Annotated in this window: 16 protein-coding genes; 8 read left to right on the top strand and 8 right to left on the bottom strand. The window is 69.5% G+C overall.

What is annotated here, in order from left to right; all coding sequences use genetic code 11:
* Window positions 1-12 precede the first annotated feature (12 nt).
* On the bottom strand, window positions 13-726 hold the full coding sequence (gene fabG, locus DEJ12_RS05450; protein ID WP_027465673.1) for a 3-oxoacyl-ACP reductase FabG: 714 nt from the start codon (window positions 724-726) through the stop codon (window positions 13-15).
* 165 nt (window positions 727-891) lie between these two features.
* Between fabG and DEJ12_RS05445 the strand changes: the two genes are divergently transcribed.
* The 3 genes from DEJ12_RS05445 to DEJ12_RS05435 are packed head-to-tail and all read left to right on the top strand — an operon-like array spanning window position 892 to window position 2,602.
* Complete coding sequence (locus DEJ12_RS05445) at window positions 892-1,314, top strand: DUF3099 domain-containing protein (protein WP_051596733.1); 423 nt, start codon at window positions 892-894, stop codon at window positions 1,312-1,314.
* Window positions 1,314-1,622 carry a hypothetical protein gene (locus DEJ12_RS05440; protein ID WP_371830589.1) on the top strand — a complete coding sequence of 103 codons (309 nt, stop codon included), beginning with the start codon at window positions 1,314-1,316 and terminating at the stop codon, window positions 1,620-1,622. The genes DEJ12_RS05445 and DEJ12_RS05440 overlap by 1 nt, the downstream gene beginning before the upstream one ends.
* On the top strand, window positions 1,619-2,602 hold the full coding sequence (locus tag DEJ12_RS05435; protein ID WP_111029285.1) for an SURF1 family protein: 984 nt from the start codon (window positions 1,619-1,621) through the stop codon (window positions 2,600-2,602). Before DEJ12_RS05440 ends, DEJ12_RS05435 begins: the two co-directional genes overlap by 4 nt.
* A gap of 604 nt (window positions 2,603-3,206) precedes the next feature.
* Here DEJ12_RS05435 and DEJ12_RS05430 read toward each other — a convergent pair.
* Window positions 3,207-4,805 (bottom strand): ABC-F family ATP-binding cassette domain-containing protein, encoded by a 1,599-nt coding sequence (locus DEJ12_RS05430; RefSeq protein ID WP_071403762.1) that lies wholly within the window; start codon window positions 4,803-4,805, stop codon window positions 3,207-3,209.
* Window positions 4,806-4,920: 115 nt separating this feature from the next.
* Between DEJ12_RS05430 and DEJ12_RS05425 the strand changes: the two genes are divergently transcribed.
* Window positions 4,921-5,520: a biotin transporter BioY gene (locus DEJ12_RS05425; RefSeq protein WP_071403761.1), complete on the top strand. Its 600-nt coding sequence runs from the start codon at window positions 4,921-4,923 to the stop codon at window positions 5,518-5,520.
* Window positions 5,521-5,825: 305 nt separating this feature from the next.
* Here DEJ12_RS05425 and DEJ12_RS05420 read toward each other — a convergent pair whose 3' ends face one another.
* Genes DEJ12_RS05420 through sufB form a run of 5 tightly spaced genes read right to left on the bottom strand, consistent with a single transcriptional unit; the run spans window position 5,826 to window position 10,041 of the window.
* On the bottom strand, window positions 5,826-6,155 hold the full coding sequence (locus tag DEJ12_RS05420; RefSeq protein ID WP_017887270.1) for a metal-sulfur cluster assembly factor: 330 nt from the start codon (window positions 6,153-6,155) through the stop codon (window positions 5,826-5,828).
* The gene (sufC, locus tag DEJ12_RS05415; RefSeq protein WP_111023033.1) at window positions 6,155-6,928 is read right to left on the bottom strand and encodes a Fe-S cluster assembly ATPase SufC; all 774 of its coding nucleotides are present in this window, start codon (window positions 6,926-6,928) and stop codon (window positions 6,155-6,157) included. The genes DEJ12_RS05420 and sufC overlap by 1 nt, the downstream gene beginning before the upstream one ends.
* Before the next feature lie 57 nt (window positions 6,929-6,985).
* Window positions 6,986-7,312 (bottom strand): non-heme iron oxygenase ferredoxin subunit, encoded by a 327-nt coding sequence (locus DEJ12_RS05410; protein WP_084740352.1) that lies wholly within the window; start codon window positions 7,310-7,312, stop codon window positions 6,986-6,988.
* On the bottom strand, window positions 7,312-8,622 hold the full coding sequence (sufD, locus tag DEJ12_RS05405; RefSeq protein WP_111029284.1) for a Fe-S cluster assembly protein SufD: 1,311 nt from the start codon (window positions 8,620-8,622) through the stop codon (window positions 7,312-7,314). The genes DEJ12_RS05410 and sufD overlap by 1 nt, the downstream gene beginning before the upstream one ends.
* Window positions 8,623-10,041: a Fe-S cluster assembly protein SufB gene (gene sufB, locus DEJ12_RS05400; protein WP_071403757.1), complete on the bottom strand. Its 1,419-nt coding sequence runs from the start codon at window positions 10,039-10,041 to the stop codon at window positions 8,623-8,625.
* Between the two features lie 251 nt (window positions 10,042-10,292).
* On the opposite strand from sufB, the gene DEJ12_RS05395 reads away from it, so the two are divergent.
* Window positions 10,293-11,267 (top strand): heme A synthase, encoded by a 975-nt coding sequence (locus DEJ12_RS05395; RefSeq protein WP_071403756.1) that lies wholly within the window; start codon window positions 10,293-10,295, stop codon window positions 11,265-11,267.
* Window positions 11,268-11,716: 449 nt separating this feature from the next.
* Here DEJ12_RS05395 and DEJ12_RS05390 read toward each other — a convergent pair whose 3' ends face one another.
* Window positions 11,717-12,643 (bottom strand): heme o synthase, encoded by a 927-nt coding sequence (locus DEJ12_RS05390; RefSeq protein ID WP_071403755.1) that lies wholly within the window; start codon window positions 12,641-12,643, stop codon window positions 11,717-11,719.
* Between the two features lie 424 nt (window positions 12,644-13,067).
* Here DEJ12_RS05390 and tkt point away from each other — a divergent pair, with 424 nt between their 5' ends.
* The 3 genes from tkt (at window position 13,068) to DEJ12_RS05375 (ending at window position 18,010) form a co-directional block, all read left to right on the top strand.
* On the top strand, window positions 13,068-15,161 hold the full coding sequence (gene tkt / locus DEJ12_RS05385; RefSeq protein ID WP_111029283.1) for a transketolase: 2,094 nt from the start codon (window positions 13,068-13,070) through the stop codon (window positions 15,159-15,161).
* A gap of 138 nt (window positions 15,162-15,299) precedes the next feature.
* On the top strand, window positions 15,300-16,412 hold the full coding sequence (gene tal / locus DEJ12_RS05380) for a transaldolase (protein ID WP_111029282.1): 1,113 nt from the start codon (window positions 15,300-15,302) through the stop codon (window positions 16,410-16,412).
* Window positions 16,412-18,010: a glucose-6-phosphate isomerase gene (locus DEJ12_RS05375; protein ID WP_111029281.1), complete on the top strand. Its 1,599-nt coding sequence runs from the start codon at window positions 16,412-16,414 to the stop codon at window positions 18,008-18,010. The genes tal and DEJ12_RS05375 overlap by 1 nt, the downstream gene beginning before the upstream one ends.
* Window positions 18,011-18,014 lie beyond the last annotated feature (4 nt).

The raw sequence follows: 18,014 nt of genomic DNA, 5'->3' as shown, positions 1-18,014 counted from the left end.
TCAGTCCGAGGGCTAGTGGCCCATCCCCAGGCCACCGTCGACGGGGATGATCGCACCGGAGACGTACCCGGCGCCGTCGCTCGCCAGGAACAGCGTGGCGTCGGCGACGTCGTCGACCGTGCCGTAGCGGGCGGCCGGGATCGCCTTCTTGAACTCGGCCTGCAGCTCGTCGGAGAGCGCGGCGGTCATGTCCGTCTGGATGAAGCCGGGCGCCACGACGTTGGCGGTGATGCCGCGCGAGCCGAGCTCACGCGTGATCGACCGGGCCATGCCGACCAGGGCGGCCTTCGAGGACGCGTAGTTGACCTGGCCGATCTGGCCGTAGGCGCCCACGACGCTGGACATCAGCACGATGCGGCCGAACTTGGCCTTCATCATGCCCTTCGTGGCGCGCTTGACGACGCGGAAGGTGCCCGTGAGGTTCGTGTCGACCACGCTGGTGAAGTCGTCCTCGGACATGCGGAGGAGCAGCTGGTCGTTCGTGATGCCGGCGTTCGCGACGAGGACCTCGATCGGTCCGAGCTCGGCCTCGACCTGCGTGAACGCGGCGTCGACGGACGCCGTGTCGGTGATGTCGGCCTGCACCGTCAGCGCGCCCTCGGGACCACCCTGACCGCTGCGCGACGTCACGGCGACCCGGTGGCCGGCGGCGACGAACCGCTCGGCCAGCGCGTGGCCGATGCCGCGGTTGCCGCCGGTGATGAGGACGGTACGGGGGGTGCTCATGGTCGCTCCGTTCGGTGGGATCTGCTCGGCACGCGGTGCCGGGGACCCGGCGGACACGCCCGGACGAGCGTACCGGAGCGGACCACCCCGCCGGTTCGCGCGCGGCGCACCCACGATCGGTCCGGCGGGATTAGGCTTGACCACGGGTAGACGGAGACCATCTGTATGAAGAGCACGCACACGAGCATCACGTCGCTGCCGGACACACCGGAGCAGGACCGGGCGCACCGCCTGTCCCGCTACGTCTGGCAGATGGCCATCCGAGTGGTCCTCTTCATCTCCGCCGTGCTCGTGTACTCGATCTGGCACTCGTGGCTCGCGGTCATACCGATCGTCCTCGCCGCGGTGATCCCCTGGGTCGCCGTCGTCATCGCGAACGCCGGCAGCCGGACCGAGAGCGACATGATCTCCCCCGCCGGGTCCATCGAGCTCTACGACGCCGTCGACCCGCGTCTCCGCGAACAGCAGGAGGACGCCCGGGCCCAGGCCTACCGCGACGAGCAGGACCGCCTCCGCCAGCAGGCGCAGCACGCGCAGGACGAGTGGCAGCGCAACGGCGACCGATCGAAGATGTGGGGACCCCGCTGATGGGTGCGACGTTCGACCTGCAGACCGAACCCGGATCCACCCCGGTGTGCTCGCGTGCCGGCTGCGTGTCGACGGCCGGGTGGCGTGTGAACTGGCGCAATCCCCGGATCCACGCGATCGACCGCGTGAAGATCTGGGCCGCGTGCGAAGAACACCGCGACTTCCTGGCTGACTACCTGCGGTCCCGCTCCTTCCCGGTGCGCGTCACCGGCATGCACGAGGACGTCGACCACCTCGACGACGAGCGCGAGTCGACGGCGGCGCCGAAGAACGACGTCGGGGTGCGCTCCACCGGCACCTCGCGATGACCGACGGCTTCGACCCGCAGTCCCGGTACGGCCGCAAGCACGCCGCCAAGCTGCAGCGCGCCGCGGCGGGTTCCGGCTCGACCGACGACGCCGGGTCGGACCCGTCCGCGCGGGACCCCCACGAACCGTTCGTCGGCTGGCGCTTCGTCCGGAGCCGCCGCTGGCTCGGCTACTTCGCGATCGCCGTCGCCTTCGCGATCGTGTGCGCACTGTTCGGCATGTGGCAGTGGGACCGCCGCAACGAGGCCGTCCGGCAGAACGAGCAGGTCGCGCAGAACTACGACCACACCCCCGTCCCCCTCGACCGGGCGCTGCCGAAGGCCTCGAGCTGGCAGGACGAGCAGGAGTGGCTCCGGGTCTCCGTGACCGGCCGCTACGACGTCGACTCGCAGCTGCTCGTGCGCAACCGCGTGCACAACGGGCAGCCCGGGTTCGAGGTCCTGACGCCCCTGGTCACGCCCGAGGGCCGCGCGTTCATCGTCGACCGCGGATGGGTGCCGACCGGCAACGCCCAGGACGCCCCCGACCACGTGCCCGCTCCCCCGTCCGGTGAGGTCACCGCGATCGTCCGCCTGCAGCAGAGCGAGCCACGCATCCCCGGCCGATCCGACCCGAAGGACACCGACCAGGTGCAGTCGGTGACCCTGGCCGACGTGGCGGACAAGGTCGACGACCCGATCTGGACCGGTGCGTACGGGCAGCTCGCCTCCGAGTCCCCCGCCCCGACCGAAGCGCGCCCGCTCGGCTGGGAGCGTCCGAACGCCGACACCGGGCTGCACCTGAGCTACTTCATCCAGTGGTTCCTGTTCGCCGCCGGGGGCTTCGGGTTCCTGGCGTACGTGATGGTGCAGGAGTACCGGAACCTCAACCAGGACGACCCGGAGGAGCGCGAGCGCGCCCTCGAGCGCGAACGCCGCAAGAACGCGAAGCCGAAGACCGACGCCGAGATCGAGGACGAGCTCATCGCGTCACGTCGCTGACGCGCGGCTGAGGCGCGGCTGAGGCGCGGCCGTGGGTGCGCGTCAGCGCACCGTGCGCACCTCGCAACCTCGTGCGCGCTTCCGCGCACCGTGCAGGGCCACAAACGGGCACCAGCGCGCAACGCCGCACCGGATGGCAAAACCGGAACCGTGCGGACGGGAGGCGCGACGCACGACCGCACCGCGCCTCCAGGCCGCACCGTGCGGACCTCGCAACCCCGTGCGCGCTTCCGAGCACCGTGCAGCGCCACAAGCGGGCACCCAGCACGCAACCCCGCACCGGATGGCGAAACGGGCACCGTGCGGACGGGACCGCACCGTGCGTACCTCGCAACCCCGTGCGCGCTTCCGCGCACCGTGCAGCGCCACAAGCGGGCACCCAGCACGCAACGCCGCACCGGATGGCGAAAGGGGCACCGTGCGGACTGGAGGCGCGACGCACGACCGCACCGCGTCTCCAGACCGCACCGTGCGCACCCCGCAACCCCGTGCGCGCTTCCGAGCACCGTGCAGCATCACAAACGGCCACCCAGCACGCAACGCTGCACCGGACCGCGAACGCGGCACCGTGCGGACGGGCCTCGCCCGACCACACGCGCGGCAGCTAGGCGAGCTCGATGAGCTCCGCGTAGTCCTTGTTCCAGTGGTCCTCGGTGCCGTCCGGCAGCAGCAGGACGCGCTCGGGGTTGAGCGCCTCGACCGCGCCGGCGTCGTGGGACACCAGGACGACCGCACCCTCGAAGCCGGCGAGGGCGTTGAGGATCTCCTCGCGCGAAGCGGGGTCCAGGTTGTTCGTCGGCTCGTCGAGCAGCAGGACGTTCGCGCCGGAGACCACGATCATCGCGAGCGACAGACGGGTCTTCTCGCCGCCGGACAGGACGCCGGCCTTCTTGTAGCCGTCGTCGCCCGTGAACAGGAACGAGCCGAGCACCCGCCGGGCCTCGGTCTCGTTGAGGTCCGTCGACGCCGACACCATGTTCTCGATCACGGTGCGGTTGATGTCGATGTTCTCGTGCTCCTGCGCGTAGTAGCCGATGCGCAGACCGTGACCGGGCTGGATCTCGCCGGTGTCGGGCTGGTCGGCTCCCGCCAGGATGCGCAGCAGGGTCGTCTTGCCCGCACCGTTGAAGCCGAGGATGACCACGCGCGAACCGCGGTCGATCGCCAGGTCGACACCCGCGAAGATCTCGAGCGACCCGTAGGACTTCGACAGGCCCTCGGCCATCAGCGGGGTGCGGCCGCACGGGGCCGGCGTGGGGAAGCGGATCTTCGCGACCCGGTCGGCGACACGCTCGTCCTCGAGGCCGGCGAGCAGCTTGTCGGCACGCGCGACCATCTGGTGCGCGGCCGCGGCCTTCGACGCCTTCGCACCGAAGCGGGCGGCCTGGTCCTTGAGCGTGGCGGCCTTCTTCTCGGCGCCCGCGCGCTCCTTGCGACGGCGCTCCTCGTCGGCGACGCGCTGCCGCTGGTAGAGCTTCCAGCCCATGTTGTAGATGTCGATCGTCTGGCGGTTGGCGTCGAGGTAGAAGACGCGGTTCACGACCTCGTCGACGAGCTCGACGTCGTGGGAGATGATGATGACGCCACCGGGGTAGGTCTTCAGGTGTTCGCGGAGCCACACGACGGAGTCGGCGTCGAGGTGGTTGGTCGGCTCGTCGAGGATCATCGTCTCGGCGTCCGAGAACAGGATCCGGGCGAGCTCGATGCGGCGGCGCTGACCACCCGAGAGCGTCTTGAGCTGCTGGTCGAGGATGCGGTCGGGCAGCTTCAGGTTCGAGGCGATCGACGCCGCCTCGGCCTCGGCCGCGTAGCCACCGAGCGCGTTGAACTGGTCGTCGAGGCGGCTGTAGCGTCGCATCGCCTTCTCGGCAACGGCCGCGTCGTCGCTCGCCATGTCGAGCGTGGCGAGGCGGATGCCCTCCACGAGCTCACCGAGCCCACGGGCGTCGAGGATGCGCTTCCGCGCGGTCTCCTCCGGGTCGCCGGAGCGGGGGTCCTGCGGCAGGTAGCCGATCTCGCCGCCGCGGTCGATCGTGCCGCCGTTGGGCTGCGTCTCGCCCGCGAGGGCCTTGGTCATCGTCGTCTTCCCCGCGCCGTTGCGGCCGACGAGTCCGATCTTGTCGCCCTTCTCGACACGGAAGGACACGTCTTCCATGAGGAGACGAGCTCCGACGCGGATCTCGAGTTCGTGCACGGCAAGCACAGTGGACGTCCAATCAGTTGGTGGGTTTGCACAACGGTGTGTGCGTGAGGTGCACCGCTACGCTGACGGGACCGATGGTTCCGAACGGAACCAGCAGTCCATTCTAGGAGAATCCATGACGAACGCCACCGGGTTCGCTCCCCGCGCAGTCCTCGCCGACCGTCTGCGCACGCACGGGCTGGCCACCGACGCCGCCCTCGTCGCCGGCGGAGCCCTGTTCACCGCCGCCATGGCGCAGCTCGAGGTCCCGATGTGGCCGGTCCCGATCACCGGGCAGACGCTGGCCGTCGTGCTCGTCGGCGCGACCCTCGGCGCCCGCCGCGGCATGCTCTCGCTGCTCGTCTACGCCGTCGCCGGACTCGCGGGTGCCCCGTTCTTCGCCGACATGCAGGGCGGTCTGCAGGCCCTGGCCCTGCCGAGCTTCGGGTACGTCATCGGCTTCATCCCCGCCGCCGGGCTCGTCGGCTGGCTCGCCCGTCGCAACTGGGACCGCAACGTCGGTCGCGCCGCGGTCGCGATGCTGCTCGCGAGTGCCATCCCGTTCGTGACCGGCCTGCCGTACCTGGCCGTGGCGCTCGGCCAGCTCGGCGCCCCGAACGACGTCCAGTCGGTGCTCGCCGCCGGCCTGTACCCGTTCATCGTCGGTGGCATCGCCAAGGCCCTCATCGCCGCCGGCATCCTGCCGCTCGCGTGGAAGGCCGTCGGCCGCCGCTGACACCTCGCACGAGAACGGCCCCGCACCTGATCGGTGCGGGGCCGTTCTGCGTCCGGTGCGGGGATGAACAGTCCGTGCGGGGCCGGGCCGGGGTTTCGGTCGGTCACGACTCCCCGCCACCCGGACGCCGAGTGGTCGCATTCCGTCGCCTGGAGCGCTGTCAGCCGACAGAACGTGACCACTCGGCGAACGTGAGCGGGCGGTCGCGACCACTCGGCGACGCGCCCCGCGCGTGGCGTGCGCACAGACGGACGGGAGGCGCGGTGCCAGCTGGCACCGCGCCTCCCGTCCGTGGTGGGTCGCGACTAGATCGCGAACCCGAGGGCGCGCATCATCTCGCGGCCGTCGTCGGTGATCCGTTCCGGACCCCACGGCGGCATCCAGACCCAGTTGATCCGGAAGGCGTCCACGATGCCGTCGAGGGCGTTCGCGGTGTCACCCTCGATGACGTCGGTCAGGGGGCAACCGGCGCTCGTGAGCGTCATGCTGATGACGAGCGCGTTGGCGTCGTCGTCCCAGGCGAGGTCGTAGATCAGGCCGAGGTCGACGATGTTCACGCCGAGCTCCGGGTCCTGGACCTCCTTCAGGCCCTCGACGACCTCGTCGAACTTGTCGGGAGCGAGTGCGGCGATCATCAGGCCTGCGCCTCGGCGGCGGCGACCTGCACGTAGCGGTCGTAGCCCTCGTTCTCGAGGCGGTCGGCGAGCTCGGGGCCGCCCTGCTCCGCGATCTTGCCGGCGACGAACACGTGCACGAAGTCCGGCTTGATGTAGCGGAGGATGCGCGTGTAGTGCGTGATGAGCAGCACGCCGAGGCCGGTCGCGGCCTTGGCGCGGTTGACGCCCTCGGAGACGATCTTCAGCGCGTCGACGTCGAGGCCGGAGTCGGTCTCGTCGAGGACGGCGAACTTCGGCTTGAGGAGCTCGAGCTGCATGATCTCGTGGCGCTTCTTCTCGCCACCGGAGAAGCCCTCGTTGACGTTGCGCTCGGCGAACGACGAGTCCATCTTCAGGTCGGCCATCGACTGGCGGAGTTCCTTGATCCATCCACGGAGCGCCGGAGCCTCGCCGTCGATCGCCGTCTTGGCGGTGCGCAGGAAGTTCGACACCGTGACGCCGGGAATCTCGACCGGGTACTGCATCGCCAGGAACATGCCGGCACGGGCACGCTCGTCGACGCTCATCGCGAGGACGTCCTCGCCGTCGAGGGTGATCGTGCCACCGACGACGTGGTACCGGGGGTGACCGGCAATGGTGTACGCCAGGGTGGACTTGCCGGAGCCGTTCGGCCCCATGATCGCGTGGATCTCACCCTCGTTGATGGTGAGGTCGACACCCTTCAGGATCTCCTTGGTGCCCTGATCGGTGTCGATCGAGACCTTGAGGTCACGGATTTCCAGAGTGGACATTGCGTTCCTTCGGTTGCAGCTGTGTGCGGCGTCAGCCGCGGGAAGTGTTGGGGGTGCTCAGTCGACCGGGACGACGTCCTGCACGTCGACGTAGACGTCGCCGTCGCGGACCTCGACCCGGAAGACCGGGACGGGCTCGTAGGCCGGGAAGTTCTGCGGCTTGCCGGTGGCCAGCGAGAAGCGGGACCCGTGGGCCCAGCACTCCAGCGAGTCACCCTCGACGAAGCCCTCGGCCAGCGAGATGTCGCCGTGCGTGCAGGTGTCGCCGATGGCGTGGACCGTGCCGGACGAGTCCTTCACGATCGCGACCGCCGTGCCGTCGACGACCACCCGCATCGGGCTGTCCACCGCGATGTCGGCTTCGGCGCAGACCTTCTCGGCCATCAGGCGGTGGCCTCCGCGCCGTCGGACTGCCCTGCGGCGGCCTGTGCGTCGCCCGCCTCGGCCGGTGCGGCGATGACCGAACGGCCCTCGGCCAGCTCCTGCTCGACCGCGGCGATGAGGCGTTCCTCGAGCTCGGGTGCACCGATCTTCTGGATGACCTCGACCAGGAAGCCGAGCACGACGAGGCGCCGGGCTTCTTCTTCCGGGACTCCGCGGGACTGCAGGTAGAACAGCTGCTCGTCGTCGAAGCGACCGGTCGCACTCGCGTGGCCGGCGCCCTCGATGTTGCCCGTCTCGATCTCGAGGTTCGGGATGCTGTCGGCACGGGTGCCGTCCGTCAGCACGAGGTTGCGGTTCTGCTCGTACGAGTCGGTGCCGTCACCGGCGCGGCCGATCAGGACGTCACCGATCCAGACGGTGTGCGCGCCCTGGCCCTGCAGGGCGCCCTTGTAGTTGACCCGACCGCGCGTGTTCGGCGCGTCGTGGTTCACGTAGACCTGCTGCTCGATGTACTGGCCGGCGTCGGCGAAGTACACGCCGTACATCTCCGTGTCGGCGCCCTGCGCACCGAGGTGCGTCGAGGGGTTGACGCGGATGACGTCGCCGCCGAGCGAGACCACGACGTGCTTGAGGAAGGCATCGCGGCCGACCTCCGCGAAGTGGGTCGAGACGTGCACGGCGTCGTCGTCCCAGTCCTGCAGGCTGACGACGGTCAGTCGTGCGTTCTGCTGCGCGACGATCTCGATGTTCTCGCTCAGCAGGGCGCTGCCGCGGTTGTCGAGCACGACGATGCCCTGGGAATTCGGCTCGGCCGTGATCACCGTGTGCGCAGCGCGGGGCTGCGACCCGAAGTCGGAACGGGTCACGGTGATGAACTCGTGCGCCTCGGTGGCCTTGATCGTGATCGCCAGGACCGCGTCACGCGCGGTCCAGGCTGCGGCCGAGGCGCGGTCCTCGGGCAGGCCGGCGGAGCCGACGCGGGGGTCGTCGCTACGACCCCACTCGACGTCGGCGCCCTCGGACTGGCGGGCGAGGTACGGGTAGGCGGATCCGTCCAGCGCGCCGTCCAGCAGCGGCTGGAGCTTGGCGAGCGGCGCGAACTTCCAGTTGACCTCTCGGCCGGTGACCTTCGGGAACGCCTCGACGTCGCCGGACTGGAACCGCTCGGAGCGGGTCTGGACCGGCACCTTCTTGTCGGGGGCGTCCCAGCCGCCGTCGGAGTGGGCTCCGGCGCCGTGCTGGGTGCCGCCCTGCGCTGCGGCAGCGGGCTCGATCGGCTGGTCGATGTGGGGAGGGGTGGTGCTGGACATCTAGCCGACGGATCCTTCCATGCTCATCTCGATGAGCTTGTTGAGTTCGAGTGCGTACTCCATCGGGAGCTCGCGGGCGATCGGCTCGATGAAGCCACGGACGATCATCGCCATCGCCTCGTCCTCGGCCATGCCGCGGGACATGAGGTAGAAGAGCTGCTCCTCGCTGACACGCGAGACCGTGGCCTCGTGTCCCAGCTGCACGTCGTCGACACGGATGTCGATCGCGGGGTAGGTGTCGCTCCGGCTGATCGTGTCGACCAGCAGGGCGTCGCAGCGCACGGTGTTGGCGGCGTGGTGCGCGGCCGGGTCGACCCGGACCTCACCGCGGTAGCCTGCACGACCGCCACCACGGGCGATCGACTTCGAGACGATCGACGACGTCGTGTACGGCGCCATGTGGATCATCTTCGCGCCGGCGTCCTGGTGCTGACCGGGGCCCGCGAAGGCGACGGAGAGCGTCTCGCCCTTGGCGTGCTCGCCGGCGAGGTAGATCGACGGGTACTTCATCGTGACCTTGGACCCGATGTTGCCGTCGATCCACTCCATCGTCGCGCCCTCGTGTGCGATCGCACGCTTGGTGACGAGGTTGTAGACGTTGTTCGACCAGTTCTGGATCGTCGTGTACCGAACGCGGGCGTTCTTCTTCACGATGATCTCGACGACGGCCGAGTGCAGCGAGTCGGACTTGTAGATCGGGGCGGTGCAGCCCTCGATGTAGTGGACGTACGAGTCCTCGTCCGCGATGATCAGCGTCCGCTCGAACTGGCCCATGTTCTCGGTGTTGATCCGGAAGTAGGCCTGCAGCGGGATCTCGACGTGGACGCCCTTCGGGACGTAGACGAACGAGCCACCGGACCAGACGGCCGTGTTCAGCGCGGCGAACTTGTTGTCGCCGGCCGGGATCACGGTGCCGAAGTACTCCTCGAACAGCTCCGGGTGCTCACGGAGCGCCGTGTCGGTGTCCATGAAGATGACGCCCTGCTGCTCCAGGTCCTCGCGGATCTGGTGGTAGACGACCTCGGACTCGTACTGCGCGGCGACGCCGGCGACGAGGCGCTGACGCTCGGCCTCGGGGATGCCGAGCTTCTCGTAGGTCGCACGGATGTCCTCGGGGAGGTCCTCCCACGACTGCGCCTGCTTCTCCGTGGAGCGCACGAAGTACTTGATGTTGTCGAAGTCGATGCCCGTCAGGTCGGCACCCCACGTCGGCATCGGCTTGCGGCCGAAGAGCGACAGCCCCTTGAGGCGGTTCTTCAGCATCCACTCGGGCTCGTCCTTGAGGTTCGAGATGTCGGTGACGACCTCTTCCGAGATCCCACGACGGGCGGAAGACCCTGCCGAGTCGGAGTCGGACCAGCCGAACTCGTATTGGCCGAGCCCTTCGAGCTCGGGACGGTCGATGAGCACGTCGGACATGGTCTCCTCGTTTCCTTCTCGCGGGACAGCGTTACAGGTGTGAACCCGTGGCGTCTGGACGCCATTCCACCGCGGACCGCTGACATGCGGACCGGGTGCTGCTCCCTCGCAACGACAATGGTTCCACGCAGTCCGTGGGTTGATCGGCGATCTCGGCCCATTCGGAGCCGGCGCCTGCCTAGACTTGACTGCTGCTGAACCCTCGAATCCTACAGGTTCACTGCACGGAACAACAGGAAGGCACCACCCTCGTGACACGCGTCGGATCCCCCGTCGAGCAGGATCTCCGGACCGGACGGTGGTGGTCGCTCCCCCGCGTGGTCGACCGTCGTGTGGTCGCACTGGCCTGGGCGTCCTTCGTGGTCGAGGTCGTGCTGATCGGCACCGGAGGCCTGGTGCGCCTCACCGCCTCGGGCCTCGGATGCCCCACCTGGCCCAAGTGCACGGCGGATTCGCTGGTCTCCACGCCGGAGATGGGCATCCACGGCATCATCGAGTTCGGCAACCGTCTGCTCACCTTCGTGCTCGTGATCGTGGCCGTCGCGATGTTCCTCGCGGTCGTCCGAATGCTCCGCACGCGCCCCGAACTCTTCTGGCTCGCGTTCGCTCAGGGCGTCGCGATCCCGGTCCAGGCCGTCATCGGCGGCATGAGCGTCTGGACGAACCTGAACCCCTTCGTGGTCGGGCTCCACTTCGTCGTCTCCGCCGCCCTCACCTCGGTGACCGCTGCGCTGGTCTACCGCACGACGCACGGCCCGCGGACCGCCCAGCGGCTCGTCCCGCGCTGGTACACGGGTGTCGTCCGCGGCACCGTCGCCGCGGTCGTCGTGACCGTGCTCGTCGGCATCCTGACCACCGGCAGCGGCCCGCACGCCGGAGCCGACGCCGCGGTCGACGGTGGACGCCTGCACCGCACCGGGTTCGACCCCGCGGTCATGGAGCACGTGCACGCCTGGCCCGCGTACGCCCTCTTCGCCCTGACCCTGGTGCTCGTCATCGGAGCCGTCCGCCTGGGCCGCCCGAGCAAGTGGCCACTGCTGCTGCTCGTCGTCGAGTTCCTGCAGATCGCTGTCGGGCTCACGCAGGCGCGAACGGGTCTGCCCGTCGGGCTCGTCGGCACGCACATGGTGCTCGCCGGGCTGCTCGTCGGTGCGGTGACCGCCGTGGTGCTGTCGACGCGGGCCTCGGCCGGCCGAGACGCCGTCCGGGAACCCATCGACGCCTGACGCCCGGGCGCGTCGCGCGCTCGACACCCGTTCTCCGACACCCCACGAGTCGATCGACTCGTGGGGTGTCGCGTTCGTGGTGGGCCTGAACGGGTGGGCTCGGACGTCGCACGACATCGACTTCGTCGCTCGACATCCGCACCACGCGCGGTCCGCAGCGACGCGCGTCCGCCCCGCGGCCGACGGCGGTCGCGCCGGACGGGAGGCCCGTGGCGGGCCCGCACCGCGCCTCCAGGCCGCCTCGTGGCCGACGCAGGACGCCGGTGTCCTTGCCGGTACGCCGCCGAACGCGCGAGACGCCGCCGGGTTCGGCGGCGTCTCGGCGGGGTGGCGGCGTCGTGCAGACACGACGGCGTCAACAGGACACGACGGCGTCAACAGGACACGACGGTGTCGACTGGACACGACGGCGTCGTGCGGACCGAGCGCGCGGGCGCCCGCTCGACCGCCTAGAAGGTGAAGACCTGCGGCAGCAGCGGGTCGATGCCCACGGCGATGAAGAGCAACGTCAGGTACGTGATCGAGCTGTGGAAGACCCGCATCGGCTGCACGTGCTCGACGTGCTGGATGGCCCGCGAGTACAGGCGGTGCGACTCGACGACGAACCAGATGCCGCCGGCCAGCGCGACGACCGTGTAGAGCGGCCCCATGTGCCCGACCGGGATGAGCAGGAGCGAGCAGACGAGCGTCGCCCACGCGTAGAGCACGACCTGCAGGCCGACGACGGTGCGGCCACGGACCACGGCGAGCATCGGCACGTCGGCCGCGTCGTAGTCGTCGCGGTACTTCATCGACAGCGGCCAGTAGTGCGGCGGCGTCCACAGGAAGATCACCATGAACAGGATGACCGGGGTCCAGGTCAGCGACCCGGTGACGCCCGCCCAGCCGATGAGCACGGGCATGCAGCCGGCCGAGCCGCCCCAGACGATGTTCTGCGGGGTGCGGCGCTTGAGCCACAGCGTGTAGACGAACACGTAGATGAGGATGGCGATGACGCTCAGCGCCGCGGCGAGCCAGTTCACCAGGAACCCGAGCACCGCGGTCGACAGGATGCCGAGCACCCACGAGAACACGAGGGCCTCGCGGTCGGACAGCTCGCCGGTGACGAGCGGGCGGGTGCTGGTCCGCTTCATCAGGCGGTCGATGTCGCGGTCGATGTAGCAGTTGAAGGCCGACGCCGAACCGGCCGACATCGCTCCGCCGAGCATCGTCCAGAAGACGAGCCACAGGTCGGGGACGCCGCGTTCGGCGAGGAACATCGTCGGCGCCGTGGTGACGAGCAGCAGCTCCATCACGCGCGGCTTCGTCAACGAGACGTACGCACGGACCTTGCGGGACAGCGGCGATCGGGGTCGATCGGTGTCGGGCCGGGTCACGGTGGCAGTCGGCAAGAGAACCTCAGTCTGTTCGCATCAGCTCGCACACTCGGTGGACGACTGCGACGGCGTCCGGGCATGCGCTGACCCGGAATGTCCACGGGTCCCGATCAGTTTACGGGATGGATGCGCCGCGACGGTGCCCCGCTCCGACATCCCGGCGTGATCCGGACGCGCTCGACACGCCCGGATCGACCGTCGACGGCCACCCCGGTGTGAACATCGGGGGTCACCTGAACCCCTTCTGAGTACCGGGTCACTATGCTGGACACGCCCTCCCGCAGTGCGCGCCCCGATGACGTCGGCCGCGATGAGCCGGTCGGCCGCCGCTAGACGGCGACACGACTCGGCCCCGGGATGGCCACATGTCCGTGCGATGGCACGAGCCCTCGCACATGTCGCATCAAGAAGGGTCAACATCCAAGTGGCTGAATTCACCTGGGACGCCATCGACCGGAAGGCCGTCGACACGGCCCGCGTTCTCGCCGCCGACTCGGTCGAGGCCGCCGGCAACGGTCACCCCGGCACCGCGATGAGCCTCGCTCCGCTCGCCCACCTGCTCTTCCAGAAGGTGATGCGTCGCGACCCGAGCGACTCCACCTGGATCGGCCGCGACCGCTTCATCCTCTCCGCCGGTCACGCCTCGATCCTCCAGTACGTGCAGTTCTACCTGCACGGCTACGGGCTCGAGATCGACGACCTGCAGCACCTGCGCAAGTGGGGCTCGAAGACCCCGGGTCACCCGGAGTACGGCCACACCGACGGTGTCGAGATCACCACGGGCCCGCTCGGCCAGGGCCTCGCGTCCTCGGTTGGCTTCGCCTACGCCCAGCGCTTCGAGCGCGGCCTGTTCGACCCGGAGACCCCGGCCGGCCAGTCGCCGTTCGACCACTACACCTACGTGATCGCCGGCGACGGTGACATGCAGGAAGGCGTGACGAACGAGTCCGGCTCGCTCGCCGGCCGTCAGCAGCTCGGCAACCTGATCGCGTTCTACGACTCGAACCAGATCTCGATCGAGGACAACACCGACATCGCGTTCTCGGAGAGCGTCGCCGACCGCTACGAGGCGCTCGGCTGGCACGTCCAGATCGTCGACTGGAAGAAGACCGGCGAGTACTCCGAGGACGTCGAGGAGCTCCACGCCGCGATCGAGGCCGCCAAGCAGGTCACCGACAAGCCGTCGCTCATCGTCCTCAAGACGATCATCGGCTGGCCGTCGCCGACCAAGCAGAACTCGGGCAAGATCCACGGTTCGGCGCTCGGCGCCGACGAGATCAAGGGTCTCAAGGAGATCCTCGGCTTCGACACCGACAAGACCTTCGAGGTCGCCCCCGAGGTCCTCGAGTACACCCGCGGCGCCGTCGCCAAGGGCCAGGCCGAGCACGCCGAGTGGCAGAAGTCCTTCGACGCGTGGGCCGCGGCCAACGCCGACAAGAAGGCGCTGTTCGACCGTGTCCAGTCGAAGGAGCTCCCGGAGGGCCTCGAAGCAGCGCTCCCGGTCTTCCCGACCGACAAGGCCGTCTCGACCCGTGCCGCTTCCGGCAAGGTCATCAACGCCATCGCGCCGCTGATGCCCGAGTTCTGGGGCGGTTCGGCCGACCTCGCCGAGTCGAACCTCACCACGATCGAGGGCGCCAAGTCCTTCGGTCCGGCCGAGGCCTCGACGTCGACGTGGAGCACCGACCCGTACGGCCGCGTGCTGCACTTCGGCATCCGCGAGCACGCCATGGGCTCGATCCTCAACGGCATCGTCCTGCACGGGAACACCCGCCCCTTCGGTGGCACGTTCCTCATCTTCAGCGACTACATGCGTCCGGCGGTCCGTCTCGCCGCGCTCATGCAGGCGCCGGCGATCTACGTCTGGACCCACGACTCCATCGCCCTCGGCGAGGACGGCCCGACGCACCAGCCGATCGAGCAGGTCTCGTCGCTCCGTGCGATCCCCGGTCTCGACGTCGTCCGCCCGGCCGACGCCAACGAGGTCGCGTACGCGTGGCTCGAGATGCTCAAGCACACCGACCGCCCGGCCGGCATCGCGCTGAGCCGTCAGAACCTCCCCGTGTTCGAGCGTGGCGAGGGTGACGCGTCCGGCGAGGTCTTCGCTTCGGCGAAGAACGTCGCCAAGGGTGCGTACATCCTGGCCGAGGCGCCCAACGGCACCCCGGACGTCATCCTCATCGCGACCGGTTCCGAGGTCCAGATCGCGGTCGATGCTCGCGAGCAGCTCAAGGCCGAGGGCATCAACGCCCGCGTCGTGAGCGCGCCGTCGATCGAGTGGTTCCGCGCCCAGTCCGAGAACTACCAGGACCAGGTGCTCCCGAAGAACGTCACCGCTCGCGTGTCGGTCGAGGCCGGCATCGCCATGAGCTGGCGCGACATCGTCGGCGACAAGGGCCGCAGCGTCTCGATCGAGCACTTCGGTGCCTCGGCCGACTACCAGACGCTCTTCAAGGAGTTCGGCTTCACGACGGAGCACGTCGTGGCCGCCGCGAAGGAATCGATCGCAGCTTCCTGACCTGCAAGGGCCGGGTCCGGTTTCCGGATCCGGCCCTTCTTCCGGGAGGCCCGGCTCGGTTCCGCCACGGGCCTCCCGTCCCCGAAACCCCGACTCACGGTCCTCACGGACCCGTCGATGAAAGAAGAAGAGAAACACATGGCTGAGAACACCCCCACCGCCGCCCTCTCCGCGGTCGGCGTGAGCATCTGGCTCGACGACCTCTCCCGCGAGCTCCTCGAGACCGGCAAGCTCACCGAGCTCATCGAGCAGAAGAACGTCGTCGGCGTGACGACGAACCCGACGATCTTCGCGTCGGCCCTCGCCAAGGGCGAGCGCTACGACTCGCAGGTCAAGGAGCTCGCCGCTGCGGGCACCGACGTCACCGACGCGATCTTCGCGATCACCACGCAGGACGTCGCGAACGCTTCCGACGTCTTCAAGCCGATCTACGACGAGACCAAGGGCTTCGACGGCCGCGTCTCGATCGAGGTCGAGCCGGGCCTCGCGCACGACACCGCCAAGACCGTCGAGCAGGCCAAGTTCCTGTTCGAGAAGGTCGGCAAGGAGAACGTCCTCATCAAGATCCCGGCGACGCTCGAGGGTCTCGAGGCGATCACCGAGGTCATCGGCGCCGGCATCTCCGTCAACGTCACCCTGATCTTCTCGCTCGAGCGCTACCGCGCCGTCATCGACGCGTACCTCGGTGGGCTCGAGAAGGCCAAGGCCGCCGGCCACGACCTCTCCAAGATCCACTCGGTCGCGTCCTTCTTCGTGTCGCGCGTCGACTCCGAGATCGACAAGCGCCTGGACGCCGTCGGCACCGACGAGGCCAAGGCCCTCAAGTCGAAGGCCGGCATCGCCAACGCGCAGCTCGCCTACCAGGTCTGGACCGAGGCGTTCGCCTCCGAGCGTGCCCTCGGCCTGCTCGAGTCCGGCGCCAACACGCAGCGTCCGCTCTGGGCCTCGACCGGTGTCAAGGACCCGTCGCTCCCCGACACGCTCTACGTGACCGAGCTCGCCGCCCCCAACACCGTCAACACGATGCCGGGCAAGACGCTCGACGCCACGTTCGACCACGGTGAGATCCACGGCGACGCCATCGCCGGCACGTTCGACCAGGCGCAGCAGGTCCTCGACCAGCTCGCCGCGCAGGGCGTCGACTACGACGAGGTCGTCGCACTGCTCGAGAAGGAGGGCGTGGACAAGTTCAACGTCTCCTGGGGCGAGCTCGTCGACACCGTCAAGGCAGCGCTCGAGGGCGCCAAGTAGTGACGGTTTCCATCGCAGCCAGCGGCGACGCCGCGCGGGCCATCGAACAGGTGGTCCCGCGGCTCGTCGCTGACCTGGTGGCCTCGGGCATCACCGCCCAGGACGCCGATCTGTGGGGAACCACCGCCGAGGCCGAGGCGTCGAAGCGCCTCGGCTGGGTGGAGGCCGTCTCGGTCTCCCGCCCGCTCGTCGCCGAGGTGACCGCGCTGTGCGAGTCGCTCCGTGCCGAAGGGGTCGACCACGTCGTCCTCGCCGGCATGGGCGGCTCGTCTCTCGCACCCGAGGTCATCACGCGCACCGCCGGCGTGCCCCTCACGGTCCTCGACTCGACCGACCCCGCACAGGTCCGCGCGGCCGTGACGACCGACCTCGAGCGCACCGTGCTCGTGGTCTCGTCGAAGTCCGGCTCGACGCTCGAGACCGATTCGCAGCGCCGTGTCTACGAGCAGGCCTTCCGCGACGCCGGCATCGACCCGGCGCGCCGCATCGTCGTCGTCACCGACCCGGGCTCCGCGCTCGAGGCCGCTGCGATCGACGCCGGCTACCGCGTCTTCACCGCCGACCCCACGGTCGGCGGCCGCTACTCCGCGCTCACCGCCTTCGGCCTCGTGCCGTCCGGGCTCGCGGGAGCGGACATCGCCGAGCTCCTCGACGAGGCCGACGCGATCTCCGCGCTGCTCTCGGTCGACCTGGACGAGAACCCCGGGCTCGTGCTCGGTGCGGTCCTCGCCGGCACGGAGCCGCTCCGCGACAAGATCGCCATCGTGCCCGACGGTACGCACATCGTCGGTTTCGGCGACTGGGTCGAACAGCTGATCGCGGAGTCGACCGGCAAGGACGGCCGCGGCCTGCTGCCCGTCGTGCTGCACACGGACTCCCCCGAGGTCACCGCCGGCCTGCCCGACGTCCAGGTCATCCGCCTGGTCGGTTCGCGCGAGGACGAGCGTCACGTCGCCGAGGGCGAGGTCGAGATCACCGGCACGCTCGGTGGCCAGATCCTCGTCTGGGAGTACGCCGTCGCGGTCGCCGGTCGCCTGCTCGGCATCAACCCGTTCGACCAGCCCGACGTCGAGGCCGCCAAGGTCGCTACCCGCGCGCTCCTCGACGACCGCCCCGCTCCGGCGGAGCCGGCGTTCTCCGAGGACGGCATCGCCGTGCACGCGACGCCCGGACTCGCGGTCGGTGCGACGCTCTCGGAAGCCGTGTCGGGCCTCCTGTCCGCACTCGACCCGACCGGCTACGTGTCGGTGCAGGCGTACGTCGACCGCACCACGAACAGCGGCCTCGAGTCGCTGCGCGACGCGATCGCTGCGCGCACGGAGCGCCCCGTCACCTTCGGGTACGGCCCGCGGTTCCTGCACTCGACCGGCCAGTACCACAAGGGCGGCCCCGCCACGGGAGTGTTCCTGCAGATCGTGGCCGACGAAGCGGACGACCTGGCGATCCCGGGTCGGCCGTTCACGTTCGGGCAGCTCCTCCGGGCCCAGGCCGCCGGCGACGCGAGTGTCCTCGCCGAGCACGGCCGGCCGGTCCTCACCCTCACCACGTCGGACGTCCACGCCGCCACCGCGGCGATCGCGTCCGCCGTCTCCCACTGACTCG

The sequence above is a fragment of the Curtobacterium sp. MCLR17_059 genome (genome assembly GCF_003234665.1).
Lineage (GTDB): Bacteria > Actinomycetota > Actinomycetes > Actinomycetales > Microbacteriaceae > Curtobacterium > Curtobacterium flaccumfaciens.
This window is presented reverse-complemented; position numbering and strand designations above follow the sequence as displayed.

Bases quoted from the DNA above. Each gene is read 5' to 3' on its own strand.
- fabG (WP_027465673.1), bottom strand. From the start codon at position 726: ATGAGCACCCCCCGTACCGTCCTCATCACCGGCGGCAACCGCGGCATC.
- DEJ12_RS05445 (WP_051596733.1), top strand. From the start codon at position 892: ATGAAGAGCACGCACACGAGCATCACGTCGCTGCCGGACACACCGGAG.
- DEJ12_RS05440 (WP_371830589.1), top strand. From the start codon at position 1,314: ATGGGTGCGACGTTCGACCTGCAGACCGAACCCGGATCCACCCCGGTG.
- DEJ12_RS05435 (WP_111029285.1), top strand. From the start codon at position 1,619: ATGACCGACGGCTTCGACCCGCAGTCCCGGTACGGCCGCAAGCACGCC.
- DEJ12_RS05425 (WP_071403761.1), top strand. From the start codon at position 4,921: ATGACGAACGCCACCGGGTTCGCTCCCCGCGCAGTCCTCGCCGACCGT.
- DEJ12_RS05420 (WP_017887270.1), bottom strand. From the start codon at position 6,155: ATGATCGCCGCACTCGCTCCCGACAAGTTCGACGAGGTCGTCGAGGGC.
- sufC (WP_111023033.1), bottom strand. From the start codon at position 6,928: ATGTCCACTCTGGAAATCCGTGACCTCAAGGTCTCGATCGACACCGAT.
- DEJ12_RS05410 (WP_084740352.1), bottom strand. From the start codon at position 7,312: ATGGCCGAGAAGGTCTGCGCCGAAGCCGACATCGCGGTGGACAGCCCG.
- sufD (WP_111029284.1), bottom strand. From the start codon at position 8,622: ATGTCCAGCACCACCCCTCCCCACATCGACCAGCCGATCGAGCCCGCT.
- sufB (WP_071403757.1), bottom strand. From the start codon at position 10,041: ATGTCCGACGTGCTCATCGACCGTCCCGAGCTCGAAGGGCTCGGCCAA.
- tal (WP_111029282.1), top strand. From the start codon at position 15,300: ATGGCTGAGAACACCCCCACCGCCGCCCTCTCCGCGGTCGGCGTGAGC.